The following is a 14,620-nucleotide window of genomic DNA, read 5'->3' on the forward strand; positions in this document are numbered from 1 at the left end:
TTTCGCTCATTTAATAATTTGAAAATGGACTTGTAAAACTTATTTCTTTGTTAAATTGTCTATTATCTTCGATTTCCTTCTTTTCTAAAATAGTTATCATAGAGGCTTTTTGCCAAGATATTCTTTTGCAATTTCTCAGAGCCGTTATCCGAATTTTTATGATATCTTTTTGTGTTAAATTATAAATATTTATATGATTTGGTTTGTCCCAATGAGCTATATCTTCTGAAAGCATAGGCTTATCATTTTTCAAAATTTCATATTTTAAATAATTAACCCCATTAGATGATAAATATTTACTTAATAATTTTATGTACATTAAACCGTGTTGTTTTAATGGACGTATGGTTGCCTCGGCATAATTCCCCTTTTCGAGAAACTGAGTAGGTAAATAAAATTGGTTTTTTACAGAGGCTTTATTATAAACAAGCTTGTGATCCATATTAAAAACTTTAAAGTTTTTAATTATAGAATTTTCTAATTTTTTAGGATTATCTTTTATATATTGTTCATATAAATTTTTATCCACATTCTTCCCATAAAAGTTTAGGGTAGGAAAATTACGTTGAATTAGTTCATTGAAGAAATAATTGCTATAGCGTTTTTCTAATGGAAACGAGAGCGAAATATCTATTATTGCACGCAGATTATAAGGTAAAAATGTTTCAAATGCTGAATCTGTTTCATTTACGACTTCGCTAAACCAGTTGCCCATTCTCCATTCCCAATATAATAAATCACGTTGATCATAGCCGTTGATTGATTTATCATAGCCTAAATCTTTCAACTGATTTAAAATTAGGTCTTGTGCAAAGCTACGGGTTATAGATTTATCTCGTTTACGTAAATCAAAAACTACTTTGTTAATGAGCGTTTCCATTCGAGGTTTATCGTCATAATAATATGCTCTACCAGTCTCTAATAAATTCCCTCGCACATGTAACAAATCTGTCTCTGGGAATGATTGATTGTAATAAGGAATTAATCTCCTACCGTGTGATCTAGCACTATTACGATCCAATACATTGTGTTCATCTTGCTTAAGTTTAAGATCACTATCTATAACTAAAAATTGATGGTTAATATTAAAATCAGAAGTGATTTGCTTAACTAGTTTTTCATCTAACTTAGCTGTCTTTTCAAAAAATGAATTATTTTTATTTCGTTTAATGGTATAAGTAAAATACTCGATTTGATCAGTAAATTTTTTTGACATTGCTAGTAAAACTCGACTATCATTTCCACCTGTTAGCGATAATATTAATTTCTTATATTGGTTCAAATAATCTTCTGTTTGAGCTTCCCATAACGTTTTCACCAAATCAAAACGTGCATCTTCACTCCACTCTTTATATTTATTTTGCGTACGAGGGAAAAATCTATGAATTGATTTGTTTGAAAATTTCAAATAATGATTTGGCAACAATTTTTTCAATTTGGCATATTTGGAATTATTTAATGTGAAGGTTTGATTGCTTAATTGTTGTTTGTCATTTTCTCTATTTAAATCGAATTGATCTACTAATAAATGTAAATGTGATGCTATAGCGTCGTGTTCTTCTGTAAAATACACAGTTCGAACGCCTGAAGCATCCTGATAAACGTACACTTCTTCGTTATCACCAATGATAATAGCGTATCGACCGCCTAGAAAATCAATCATATTTAAAAAAGTATCATGTTCCACATAAAAAGCATCGAGTAATTTGTTCAAAAGTTCAGAAGTATCATTTATCTCATTCTGCCCCACATATGAGTGATGTCCGCTAATGATAATAAATCTTGTTTCACTGACGAGGTATTGAACCCTGCCTTTTCCTTCAAAATAGAAATAATAATCATTAAGTAAATCTAAACGTTTAAAAGTATCCGGTATACTTTTTAAGTCTTGATTGTCTTTTAAAAGCAAAAACCCATTAGGGTATAACCTCAGTGTTTTTTTCATTGAATTCCTCCTAAAACATTTATTGATATATCAATAAAATTGTTTCATTCATATTTCAATTACTTTAGGTATCTTACATTTCAATATTACATACCATTATTTGATTTGTAAATATAGTTGTTAAGCAACATTTATATTATTTCTTAAATACATTTTTATTTACTTAATATGATTATCTGATTTGATTATATTATATAATTACTAATTTATTAATATCATAAAAAAAGAGTGAGATTTTGCTATTTGTAACAAAATACTCACTCAATAGAATAAAAGTAAACTCTTAAATTACTTTATATAATTCACTAAAAACTCATCCACTATTTCATTAAAATTTTCAACTTCTAATGAGAAATAAATCTTAATTTTAGGCTCTGTACCCGATGGTCTAAGTGCAATAAATCCTTCATTAAATATTAATCGAATTAAATTCGTTTCAGGTAAAGAAATATTCTCTACTGAACCGTCTTTAAAGTTAATTTTGCGAGTTAAATAATCTTCAATTGCCAGTACTTTTAAACCGCAAATTTCGTCAGGAACGTGTTTTCTAATTTTATCCATGATTTGGTTGATTTTATCTTTGCCTTTAAGACCTTCAAATTTCGGTGAAACCGTTTTATCCATCACATAACCATAGGTTTTATATATATTATCCATTACATCGCCTAAAGTTAGATGTTCTTCTTTTAATTGTGCTTTATATTTGATTAATAACGGGACAATTTGAATTGCGTCTTTATCTCGAGCGAAGTCTTGTGCTAAATATCCGTGACTTTCCTCATAAGCTAAAACGAGATGATCGTCATCACTTTCTTTGTTTTTAAGAATTTGTGAAATGTATTTGAAACCTGTTAGCACATCAATGACCTTAATATTCAAATCTTTGGCTAAACGATCACTCAATGTACCTGTAACAACGGATTTTATAATATAAGGGTTGCTTATTTCAAGTAACGTATCATAACGTAACTTCATTAATAACAATCCTATTTCATTACCGTTAAAATATCTAAAGGAACCGTTTTCATAACGTTCAACTATTCCTAGCCTATCAGCGTCAGGGTCAGTGGCTATAAGTAAATCCGCTTCATTTTCAATAGCACATTTTTTTGATAGATCAAAAACTTTTTCATCTTCAGGGTTAGCAATCTCTACTGTAGGAAAATCACCATCTGGCATAGATTGATCTTGTTCAATTATATAATTCGTATAGTTTAAATCAGTTAAAATCTCAGCTAGCAGAGGCAAACTTGTTCCATGTAAACTCGTTAATACAGTTTTCATTTCAGTATCTGGAATGCTACCTACTAAGTGTTGGATTTTTTCTTTGTAAGACTGTGTTACCTTACTGTCGAAGAACATGATTTTCTCTTCATTTTTTAAGGTTTCAAAGTCTTTCACTTTAACCGATAACGGATCAATTTCATCAATATATTGACTTAGCTCTTTAGATGGTTCTACTAACAACTGTCCGCCATCTGGACCATATACTTTAATACCGTTATAATTACTCGGATTGTGACTTGCCGTTATCATAACCCCTGCATCAGCTTGTTCATATCGAACAGCAAAAGATAACTCTGGCGTTGTTTTGTATTCCGCATCAATTTTAACTGTAATGTTTTCAGTAGCTAAAACTTTAGCAATCTCCATACCAAACGTTTTAGATAAATGTCTTGTATCGAAGTGAATAACAACCTTGTTGTTAGCTTTTTTATCATTTAAATAGTTAGCTAACCCTAAAGCAACTTTTTGTACTGTAAACTTGTTAAGTCTACCTGGACCTATACCAAAAGTATTACGTATGCCAGCAGTACCGAAAGAAAGAGTTTCATTAAAGCCCTGTTCGATTTCTGTTTCAGATTGCTTATCTACAAATGATTGGACTAAACATTCATTAATTCGTGCTTCCCAATTTGATTTCACTTTAAAGCTCCTCTCAATTAATGTCTTTATTACTATGGTATTCATGATATATACTATTATGTATAAATTATTTAATTATGCTTCTTATAGGAAATCAAACTTTGATTTTCTCACAGGTTAATTATATATGTTTCTACCAACTACATCTAATAATTACCTTTCTTAACTGACGATTTAAAGTTTAAAGATAAGGGTAATTTTTAATCTACAAACCCTTATTTATCATGCACGTTAAATAAGATACATAATGTTTATAATTTTTTGCATGGTTTGTTAAAATTTTTTATATAATGATAGTATTTCATCCTTCTTACACATTCTTAAAAATAAATTTAAGAGGAGTTCCTTTATGAATAAGTTATTTAAATCTTTTTTGATTTTACTAGCATTATTACTATTAGTAGTTCCTGTGATATTTGGTTTTATTATTTATAACTCTTCCACAGGTGCTATTAAAAATTCATTTAGTGGCGATAATTCTCGACAATCTGACTTGCGCGAATCAAAAGTATATGCCGCTAAAGAACCGATTTCTATATTATTTCTAGGAATTGATGATAGTAAGTCTAGACGCGAAGCAGGACAAAGCTCTGATCATGCGAGAACGGATTCAATGATTTTATCGACCCTTAATCCTAAAAAATCTCAGATTAGAATGCTAAACATACCGAGAGATACTGTAAGTTACATACCTCAAATTGGTGAATATGACAAAATTACACACGCTCACGCATATGCCGGTCCAGAAGCTTCTATGGACTCTGTCGAAGCGACACTTAATGTTCCGGTTGATTATTATGTACGTATTAACATGAAGGCTTTTGTTGACACCGTAGATGAATTAGGTGGTATATACTACGATGTTCCTTATGATTTAAATGAACCGAATAAGCTTGATAAAGGACGTATTAAATTAAAGAAAGGTCACCAAAAATTAGACGGCGAGGAAGCATTAGCAGTAGCACGTACTAGACGTCATGATTCAGACTTAAAACGTGGTCAACGCCAAATGGACATCTTGAAGAAGTTATTCGAAAAAGCTCAAAGTACTAATTCAATTAATAAATTAGATGAAGTAATACAAATTGTTGGCGACAATGCTAAACATAATTTAAGCTCGGCTGAAATACAAGGTATTGCTTCTAAATATTTAACAAGTGGCATGGATATTAAAACGGAACAACTTAAAGGCAAAGATGAAACATTAAATGATGTTTATTATTACAAACCTACTATGGAAAGTTTAGAAAAGTATTCTAATAAGTTACGTAAAGATCTAGAGATGAAAGAAATCAAGGATCAAGATGAATTCCTTAATAAACGTGTCATGGACCATTATGGTAATATAGTTGCAAAAACACCTATCGATGATGAACTATTAAATGAGAAGCAAAAAAAGAAGAAACCTGAAGATAAATCTAATAAAGACGTTAAAACGCAAGATGCAAAGTCTTCAGAAGAACCAACTAACCAGTCATCGGAAGACACGTCATCAACTCATGAAGTACCTCAATCCTCCACAAGCGACCAACCATCAGGCGAATATAATCAGGTGCCCGACAATTCTAATAATCAGTCATCAAGTGTGTCATCATGAGATATTGCTAAAGTTAGGTAAGAAAGGAATTACTTAAATGTCTAAATCAACTTATAATAAACTTGAAAAGATGAATGGCATGTTTAACATTCTTGAACAACAAATTATTCATAGTAAGGATATGGCTCATTTTAGAAAGGATTTCTTCTATGTAAACCACGCGCATCGAGAAAATTATGAAGCCTTACGAGTATATTATACAGATAGTGAACATAATCCTGTTCTTGATGGAGCGTGTTATATTGTTGCGCTCCCAGAAATATTCAATAGTGTCGATATTTTTAAGTCACCCCTACCGTTTTCATGGGTTTATGATGAGAATGGTTTGACCGATACTATGAAAAATTTAAGTGTGCCTTTACAGTATTTAGTTGCTGCGGCACTTGAAACATCAGATGTTCAAATCTTCAAGCCATCTGGATTTACGATGGGTATGAATAATTGGAATATTGCTCAAATGAAAATTTTTTGGCAATATACTGCTTTAGTACGTAAAGATGCTCAATAATATATTTTTAATACTCCTCTCTTGATTTATAAGGGTGGAGTTTTTTCTTTATCTATATATGATTATCGGGTATAATGCATGGCAATAAAATTAAAGGGAAGTGGTTTTATGCTTAAAATCGCAGATACTAAAGAAGCTTTAAATCATTGTTTCGAAATACGTAAACAAGTCTTTGTAGATGAGCAAGGTGTGCCCCCTTCTTTAGAGATAGATCAATATGAAGACGAAGCAACGCATGTGCTTTTAACTGAATATGGTTGTCCAATCGCAACAGGCAGATTTCGCGAATATAAAGATGGCATCAAGATAGAACGTGTTGCTGTGATTAAATCTCACCGTAAATTGGGTTTGGGGAAAAAAGTATTGGATTATATTGAATATCAAGCAAAGTCTAATAACAAAACAAAATTCTATCTAAATGCGCAAACTCAAGCAATCCCGTTCTATGAAAGTTTAGGCTATTACAAATATGGTGACGTATTTAAAGACGCTGGGATTTCACACTATGCAATGGTAAAGGAAGCATAACAATAAAGTCATACAAATATTATTATAAAAAAAGTATTTACAATTAAATAAACAATTTGATAATTAGCTTTTCGCAATAACGTAAATATGTAAAGATTGTTAAAACCCATTATTAAAATTATATTACAATATAATTAAAGTAGTTTCTTCTGATTTCCAAAGTATTATAATTGGGACAAAATAAATAAAGTTTCAAAAGGAGAAGTTTATGTCTAAAAAAATACATTACAAAACACCTTCAATTTTGGCACTATCTTTAGCAGGTGTTGCATTTACAACTCAGCACAATACTGTTAAAGCGGATGAAGTTAAAGATACAAATGACGTACCTAACAAGTCTGTTAGTGATGATCAATCTTTAAACAACCAAAGTCAATCAACACAAGAGTCTCCTAACAAAGAGTCTATGAAGATTTCAGGTACGCAAGCATATCAAGACCCTAACCAAATCTCTCAAGAAACTGAGACTCCAAAAACATATGATGCAAAATTAGACGAATTAAATAATGAAACTCCTAGTAACGTTTCAGATGATGTTAATCAAACTACTAAACAACAACATGAAACTACGCAAGCATCATCTCAAGCGACGCAAACTTTAAATGAAACGAGTCAAACAAGTCAACAAACACCAGACAAATCTCAAGAAACAACTGAATCAACAAATCAAAACTCATTAGAAAATGATGATCAGGACGCTAAAACTCAAGATCAAACATCAACATCTAATGATTATACATATCAAGGAAATGAATCAGCATCACCAAGTAACCAAAATTTCGAGCAAAAAGATGCGAAAAGTGATGTACAACAGACAGAAACTAATAGGGACACGTCTTTAAAATCAGACGTATACTCATTACAAACTGAAAATAAATACGCTCAGGGTCAAACGAACCAAGCGTCTAAAGAAACATATGATGACAATGCTTTCACTCAAAATGACGCTCAGAATTCTAAAACAGAAACATATTACCAAGACACTAATTTAAATGAAGAAAAAGACCCATCTATGCAAGGCGAAAGTTCAGATAATACTGATAATGCTCAAAGCTTAACGGACACGTCAATCGGGCAACAAGATTCTAGTCATAATAGTGAACCTACTAATGATTCGAAGGATGAAACATACAATACATCTAGCACGGAAGACCTACAACAAAGTCGCCAACAAGCACAGAACTATAATGAAGAGAACCAAAATGCATCAAACGAAGCTAACCCACATTCACAACATAATTCTAATTTCTCAGAAGATATTAATGAGGATGTATCTCTTCAAGAAGGTGTAATCACATCTGATTCAAATTCACAAGAGGATAAGGATTCTAAATCAACGTCTGATCAACGTACTCAAAATAATGACGAAGATGCTCTAGATGGAAATCGTGTGGCAACTGATGATGTTTCTAATAACAACATGCACCAAGTTGACGAAGAGGTATCAGAACAAAATGACAATAATGGTCTAAACAATGAATTATATAAACAAGAACAGCTAAAAACGAATCATAATTTTAGTAACCAAGAGTCTAATAAAAATCAACCTGAAAAATCATTATACAACCAAGAACAAGACGTTCATTTAGATAACACAGGGCATGAAATAGATGAGAGCAAAGAAGAAGACGTTTCTCAAACACGTGATGAGAAAGTAGCTAATTCTACTCCTTTAGATGAGCAACCAGAAAATGTTCAATCTCATAATAATCAAGTGGAGCAACTTTCAACACATAATCATGAAGCTAATAATAATTTAAAAGATGATACTAACTTGAATGCTTCTGAAACTAAGTCGAATAAAGATTTAGTTAACGAGGAACAAACTAATTACAATGATCAGTTAGATAAAAATGACCAAAAAGATAAGCTTAATCACTCTAATTCAGAAAATACGAAACAAAACGAAACACGTAGCTTAAGTGATAACCATGATTCAAGTGACCAATCTAATCAATTCAACAGTGAACGTGAAAAATACCACAACATTAATAAACAAACTCAATCTGAACAAGATGCAAATGAAACTCATGAAACAAGTAAAGATCAACAAGCTTCAGATTTAAATCCTAGATCTCGTTCATTAGCTTTCGATGATCAACAAGAAAATGTTCAAAATACTTATGCAAACGACAATACTCAAGTAACGTCACGCCAAGGTAATAATGCTAACAATGAGACTCGTGTCTCTGAGCAACAAGCACGTCCTGAATCACGCACGCGTTCAACTCGTTCAATAAGTACTTATAATAATGAACGAAATCAGAATACTGGTGGTATCTCAGCAAATAACAGTACGCTACCTGCTTATAAACCACAGGTTAAATCTGATATCAATAACTACATTCGTACAAATAAGTTTAAAGCGCCGACTTATGAACAAGACATTGCGCCATACTTACCTAAATATCCGTATCGAAATGGTGTAGGTCGTCCTGAAGGCATTATTGTTCATGATACTGCTAATGATAATTCAACATTACAAAATGAAGTTGATTACATGAAGAATAATTACAATTCAGCATTTGTTCATGGTTATATTGATGGTGAGCGCATTGTTGAAACTTCTTATACGGATTATTTATCATGGGGAGCTGGCCCTACAGCAAACCAACGTTACATCTCTATTGAACTTGTTCACGAACATGGTAAAGATCGTTTTGCTAAACAAATGAATAACTTTGCTGATTATGCAGCTACTAATCTACAATATTATGGTCTAAAACCCGATAGTGCCGAATACGATGGTCAAGGTACAGTTTGGACGCATGATGCCATTTCAAGATACTTAGGTGGTACAGACCACACAGACCCTCATGGTTACTTACGTTCAAGAGGCTATAGTTATGATGAGCTTTATGATTTGATTAATGAAAAATATGCTGTTAAAACTGGTCAAGCCTCCCCTGCTATTCCAGAAGGACAACAAACGGGGTTGCACGTAGATAAAGTTAATGGATTAGGTCGCTTAAATTCGAATGGCTTGTATACTTCTGTATATGATAAAAATACTTCAAGACAAGGTAAAACAGACAACACTTATAGCATTAAGAAGAAAGCTAATCTTAACGGTCAAGATTATTATTTAATGTCTGATTATAATAAAAAGAACACTTTAGGTTGGGCTAAAGCTGAACATGTGCAGTACTCTAACACTAAGGCAGCTACTACTAATAACAAAGTTTATAAAATAAGACCTGGCGAAAAGTTATATACTACACCTTGGGGTTCATCTAAACAAATTCGTGGTTATGCTAACCCAGATCATACTTTCCAAGCATCTAAACAACAACAAGTTAATGACTCAGTATTCGTATACGGAAATGTTGATGGTGAAACAGGTTGGGTTGATGAAAGCCACCTTACAGACACTGGCATAACTATGTCCGATTATAATGGTATGGGTAAAATTAATAGCGATTATAAAGGTGTTTATGATTCAATTTATGACCAAACTGGTACTAAAAAGGATTCTTTAAAGAGCAAAAGTTTTAAATTATCTAAGAAAGCTAGCTATAACAAACGTAATTTTTACCTAATGAATGATTATAATACGAATGCAGCTAAGGGTTGGATTTTACAAGATGATGTGAATGCTCGTGACATGAGTAAACCTGTATCCATTAACAAAACATTTAACTTTAAATCAAATGCAACAGTATATAGTGTTCCATGGGCTTCATTAGGTCAAAAAGTAGCTAAAATTAGTGGCGATTCTTCGAGTCAATTCAAATCTTCTAAGAAGGTAAATGTTAAAGATGAGACATATTATTATGGTACTGTAGGCAAACATAAAGGATGGGTAAATGGTCATGTACTAAAAGAAGGTTCCCCTAAGGTTGCATCATTAAGTAATCTTAAAGAAGACTTTTCTGACCAAGCGTCTCTTGGTGCGACACATTTAGATCAACCTAAGAAATTAGACAAAGATAATCATAAACAAGCTTATGAAGACTCTAAAAAAGATGATAAACAAAAAGCTCACGACGTAAATAAGTCATCTAATAAAGACACTGTGATCTCTAAATCAGATATTAAACCTTCTCACTTCGATAACAAGACAACAAAAGATGATTATAAGGTTAAACACCAAAATGAAGTTAAACCAAGTATTGTTACATCATTTAATGATTATAAAACGGATAAAACTACTAATCATAAAGGCAGCCAACCTTCACTAAATACTATGCCTGAAACACAAGACAACACTGCACCTACTATACAACCAGAAACGATGGAAGAGAATAAATCTTATAATGTAAATAAAGTAGGACAAATCAAAGCACTAAATTCTGGAGTTAAGCCATCGGTTCATCATAAAAGTGGTTCAAGTGCAGATAAACATTTAGATAAGACATATACTGTGCGTAAAACAAAAGTTAAAAATGGCGAACAATATTTCTTACTACAAGATAACTTAAAGAAAACACCTATTGGTTGGTGTAAAGGTGAAGATTTAGAACTTAAAGACGTATCACCTGAAACAAGACAACAAAAAACGTACCACGTTAAACCAAATAACAGTGGTTTATATTCTGTACCATCAGGTTCTAAGAAACAACAAATTGATCGTTTACAAAACGTTGATTCACCGCAGTTCAAGTCTTCAAAATCAGTTAACGTTAATAATGATAAATATCATTACGGACATGTTAACCAAAAATTAGGTTGGATGGCTGATAAAGACTTAACAGAAGTGCCTGATACTAACGCGTACGGTGTAGCTAATAGTAATTCTCAAGGTGTAACAGGTACGGATTCTACTTCAAATCCTAAAACACCTTACGAAGAAGATTATGTTATAACAAACCAATGGGGTTATTTCTTTAAGAACTTAGGTGATAAAACACCTGCTGGTAGTTTAAAGGACCACCATTTAACACTATTCGCTGTATTCGAAAAAGCAACATTTAACGGCGAAGTATGGTATCACGGTGCTTTAGCTGATGGTACTAAAGTATGGATTAAAGCTAAGGATCTTAAACTAGACTTAGAAAATATTTATTACTCACCTTATTCATTAGATGAAGCATACAATACGCAAACGCAATTAAATCCACCACCTCAACTACACGAAAGTGGTCGTGATTGGGAAGATGCTTCTGAGGAAGACATCATTCCTAGGATGGATACAACACAACTTAAGCAAGATGAAGCCCAAAGATATCAGTTTTTACGCTTAAATAAAACTCAATTTTTATCAGCTGAGGAGTTAAATCAATTGCTTGAAGGTCAAGGCGTATTAGAGGGTCAAGGCCAAGCTTTTAAACAAGCGGCTACTGACCACCACATTAATGAAATCTACTTAATTTCACACGCCCTTCTAGAAACAGGTAAAGGGACATCTGAACTAGCTAATGGCGGATATGTGGATGAAAATAATCAGGTCGTTACGAACGATGAATCTAAGAAGTTCTATAATATGTATGGCATTGGTGCAGAAGACCAAGATCCAATCCGTCTCGGATTAAAAACTGCTGAAGAAAATGGATGGGATTCTGTTTCAAAAGCAATTATCGGTGGTGCAGAATTCATATCAAATAATTATGTGAAGCAAGACCAAAATACGTTATATCGTATGAGATGGAACCCTCATGCACCAGGTATGCATCAATATGCGACAGATGTTAAATGGGCAGAACATAATGCGAAACGTATGAAAGAATACTATGACCAAATTGGTCGTACTGGAAAGTATTTCGATGTAGACCTTTATCGCGTATAAGCGTACAAAATAAGTAAACATTGTTAATTAAGTAAAAGGACGTAGGACTCCTCATAAGTCCCACGTCCTTTTACTCATTATAATTAATTTTTTTAATTAGTATCGATAATTTCAAAATATCTTCTTGAGTAAGCTGCGCACATTTCTTCTCAAGATACATCAGTCTTTCTGCTTGTAATTGCTCTACAATAAAGCGCCCTTTCTTACTTAATGCTAAGATATTACATCTTTTATCATATTCAGATTGTTTGCTGGTAATCCATTTTGAAGCAACAAGTTTCTTAATCCATCTTGAAACAATAGATTGTTCCTTATTGATTCGCATAGTTAAATCATACTGTGATAGGTTCTGGAATTTATAAAGTGTACGGAGTAATTCAAGTTGTTCTAGCGTCAAATTAAGTCGTTGTCCGAAGCGTTTATCTACAATCATCATGGTGTCAGTGAAATGCATCAAATTTTCATTAAGTTGTTTATACATAGTTGTCGTCTCCATAATCACATATAATTTTATTTATTATAAAATCATTCAACACATTTTACAACTTAAACTTTAAATTAGTGAAACCTTTGCATTTTAAAGGGCTTTATAATAAATTAACTATGATACAAAAGAAAACAAGGAGTATTCCGATGACACAGAATCATAAAAGAGACTACTATTTCGATAACGCCAGAGCATGGCTCATCTTTCTAGTAGTTTTTGGGCATGTTGTTAGACCTCATTTAGAAAGTGACAAAATACTTACAACACTTTATCTATTTATTTATAGTTTTCACATGCCTACATTCTTATTTATATCTGGCTATTTTGCTAAAAAGGCAGGCCAAGAAGGTTACTTAGAAAAGGTTGGTAAAAAACTTTTAGCACCTTATGTAATTTTCTTTTCATTCTTTTCAATTTATTATTATTTCACAGGAAAGAATGCCAAAATTGAATTAGATCCATTTGATCCTATATTCGCACTATGGTTTTTACTTACACTATTCTTCTTTAATGTCATTTTGATTGTAGTTAAACAATTTAAACCGATTTATGTGTTAGTTGGATCAATTATCTTATCTGTTTTTGCTGGGTTTTCAACAGACATAAATGGCTTCTTAAGTGTATCGCGAACTGTAGTTTTCTTCCCTATCTTTTATGTAGGGTACTTAATGTCTAAATCTCAAACTACACACTTACAAAGTAAAAAATGGCTTCCCGCTTCAATTGGTGTACTAGCGATATTATTCATAGCTTACTGGATTCATCCGATCAACTCGTCATGGTTACTTGGTAGTTCACCTTACAAAGATGTGAGCGTTGTGAATGCTATATGGAGTCCGTTAAAACGCTTGGTTCTTTACGGTATCATCTTTAGTTCAATGTTCGCCTTCTTAAATTTAATGTCTAAAAATAAAAAATGGTATACGTATATCGGTACAAGAACGCTTTATGTATACTTGTTACACGGCATTTTCGTTGGCGTCTTAAGAGGCTTTGAAATTAAGCCATTTACAGATAACTTACTTATCGAAACACTATATATCATAGCTATTTCTACTTTTATCGTCTGGCTACTATCTACTGACTTTATAGCTAAATGGACGAACCCTATCATTAACTTAAAGTCACCATCTAATTTTAAACCAAAATCATAATACCTGAATAACGTGCATGTTGACGTGTAACTTGTTAAAATACAGACACTATCGCATGCGCGTTTTTATTTTACAAAGGGGTAATGGATATGAAATTAGAACTAAATCAACATTCTCGCTTTTTAAAAGCACCTAGTATTAGACAATTCTCTAATAGAATTAAACATATTGATGATTGTGTAAATTTGACGATTGGCCAACCAGACTTTCCAATGCCTGAAGTCGTTAAAGAGGCATACATAAATGCGATTGAACGCGATCAAACAACTTATTCACATAACAAAGGCTTAATTGAAGCTCGCGAAGCCGTAGCTAACTTTCTAAGAAGACGATATAACATCGAATATGACGCTGAAGAAGAAATCATCATTACTAACGGCGCGAGTGAAGCTTTAGATACGTCATTACGATGTATCATTGAACCTGGCGATGAGATTATTGTGCCTGGCCCTGTATATGCTGGGTATATCCCTCTCATTCAAACGCTTGGCGGGGTAGCTGTTTATATTGATACTAAAGAAACGGATTACAAGGTAACGCCAGAAGCAATAAAGTCTCATGTGTCTGATAAAACGAAAGCGATACTTTTAAATTATCCTACGAATCCTACGGGTGTTATCTTAACGGAACAGGAAGTCGCTAACCTTGTAGATGTCCTTAAGCATTTAGAGATATTTATTATAAGCGATGAGATTTACGCTGAGAATACCTTTAAAGGTCAACATACGTCGTTTGGTCAGTTTAAAGATA

General features: G+C 32.6%; 9 protein-coding genes. 6 read left to right on the forward strand and 3 right to left on the reverse strand.

Annotation, left to right across the window (positions count from 1 at the left end; all coding sequences use genetic code 11):
* Positions 1-10: 10 nt before the first annotated feature.
* Together A33S_RS0104715 and A33S_RS0104720 are read right to left on the reverse strand one after the other, a co-directional pair.
* Positions 11-1,945: an asparagine synthetase B family protein gene (locus tag A33S_RS0104715; protein WP_009383715.1), complete on the reverse strand. Its 1,935-nt coding sequence runs from the start codon at positions 1,943-1,945 to the stop codon at positions 11-13.
* A gap of 288 nt (positions 1,946-2,233) precedes the next feature.
* Positions 2,234-3,871, reverse strand: a complete 1,638-nt coding sequence (locus tag A33S_RS0104720) for a phospho-sugar mutase (RefSeq protein WP_017176614.1) — start codon at positions 3,869-3,871, stop codon at positions 2,234-2,236.
* 349 nt (positions 3,872-4,220) lie between these two features.
* On the opposite strand from A33S_RS0104720, the gene A33S_RS0104725 reads away from it, so the two are divergent.
* The 4 genes from A33S_RS0104725 (at position 4,221) to A33S_RS0104740 (ending at position 12,229) form a co-directional block, all read left to right on the forward strand.
* Positions 4,221-5,468: an LCP family protein gene (locus tag A33S_RS0104725; protein ID WP_009383718.1), complete on the forward strand. Its 1,248-nt coding sequence runs from the start codon at positions 4,221-4,223 to the stop codon at positions 5,466-5,468.
* A gap of 37 nt (positions 5,469-5,505) precedes the next feature.
* Complete coding sequence (locus tag A33S_RS0104730) at positions 5,506-5,976, forward strand: DUF2538 family protein (RefSeq protein ID WP_009383720.1); 471 nt, start codon at positions 5,506-5,508, stop codon at positions 5,974-5,976.
* 108 nt (positions 5,977-6,084) lie between these two features.
* The gene (locus tag A33S_RS0104735; protein WP_009383721.1) at positions 6,085-6,504 is read left to right on the forward strand and encodes a GNAT family N-acetyltransferase; all 420 of its coding nucleotides are present in this window, start codon (positions 6,085-6,087) and stop codon (positions 6,502-6,504) included.
* A 208-nt stretch (positions 6,505-6,712) separates the two neighbouring features.
* Positions 6,713-12,229: a glucosaminidase domain-containing protein gene (locus A33S_RS0104740; protein WP_009383722.1), complete on the forward strand. Its 5,517-nt coding sequence runs from the start codon at positions 6,713-6,715 to the stop codon at positions 12,227-12,229.
* A gap of 70 nt (positions 12,230-12,299) precedes the next feature.
* On the opposite strand, the gene A33S_RS0104745 is transcribed toward A33S_RS0104740, so the two are convergent.
* Positions 12,300-12,710 carry a MarR family transcriptional regulator gene (locus A33S_RS0104745; RefSeq protein WP_009383723.1) on the reverse strand — a complete coding sequence of 137 codons (411 nt, stop codon included), beginning with the start codon at positions 12,708-12,710 and terminating at the stop codon, positions 12,300-12,302.
* A gap of 152 nt (positions 12,711-12,862) precedes the next feature.
* On the opposite strand from A33S_RS0104745, the gene A33S_RS0104750 reads away from it, so the two are divergent.
* Both A33S_RS0104750 and A33S_RS11610 read left to right on the forward strand, forming a co-directional pair.
* A complete protein-coding gene (locus A33S_RS0104750; RefSeq protein WP_009383724.1) occupies positions 12,863-13,870 on the forward strand; it encodes an acyltransferase family protein in 1,008 nt (335 codons plus the stop codon).
* Positions 13,871-13,959: 89 nt separating this feature from the next.
* Positions 13,960-14,620: aminotransferase class I/II-fold pyridoxal phosphate-dependent enzyme (locus A33S_RS11610; protein WP_037556674.1), on the forward strand; the 661-nt coding region annotated here is incomplete at its 3' end.

It is taken from the genome of Staphylococcus massiliensis CCUG 55927 (assembly GCF_000298075.1).
Taxonomy (GTDB): Bacteria; Bacillota; Bacilli; order Staphylococcales; family Staphylococcaceae; genus Staphylococcus; species Staphylococcus massiliensis.

Excerpts from the sequence above, each read along its gene's own strand:
- A33S_RS0104715 (WP_009383715.1), bottom strand. The coding sequence starts at position 1,945 with ATGAAAAAAACACTGAGGTTATACCCTAATGGGTTTTTGCTTTTAAAA.
- A33S_RS0104725 (WP_009383718.1), top strand. The coding sequence starts at position 4,221 with ATGAATAAGTTATTTAAATCTTTTTTGATTTTACTAGCATTATTACTA.
- A33S_RS0104730 (WP_009383720.1), top strand. The coding sequence starts at position 5,506 with ATGTCTAAATCAACTTATAATAAACTTGAAAAGATGAATGGCATGTTT.
- A33S_RS0104735 (WP_009383721.1), top strand. The coding sequence starts at position 6,085 with ATGCTTAAAATCGCAGATACTAAAGAAGCTTTAAATCATTGTTTCGAA.
- A33S_RS0104740 (WP_009383722.1), top strand. The coding sequence starts at position 6,713 with ATGTCTAAAAAAATACATTACAAAACACCTTCAATTTTGGCACTATCT.
- A33S_RS0104745 (WP_009383723.1), bottom strand. The coding sequence starts at position 12,710 with ATGTATAAACAACTTAATGAAAATTTGATGCATTTCACTGACACCATG.
- A33S_RS0104750 (WP_009383724.1), top strand. The coding sequence starts at position 12,863 with ATGACACAGAATCATAAAAGAGACTACTATTTCGATAACGCCAGAGCA.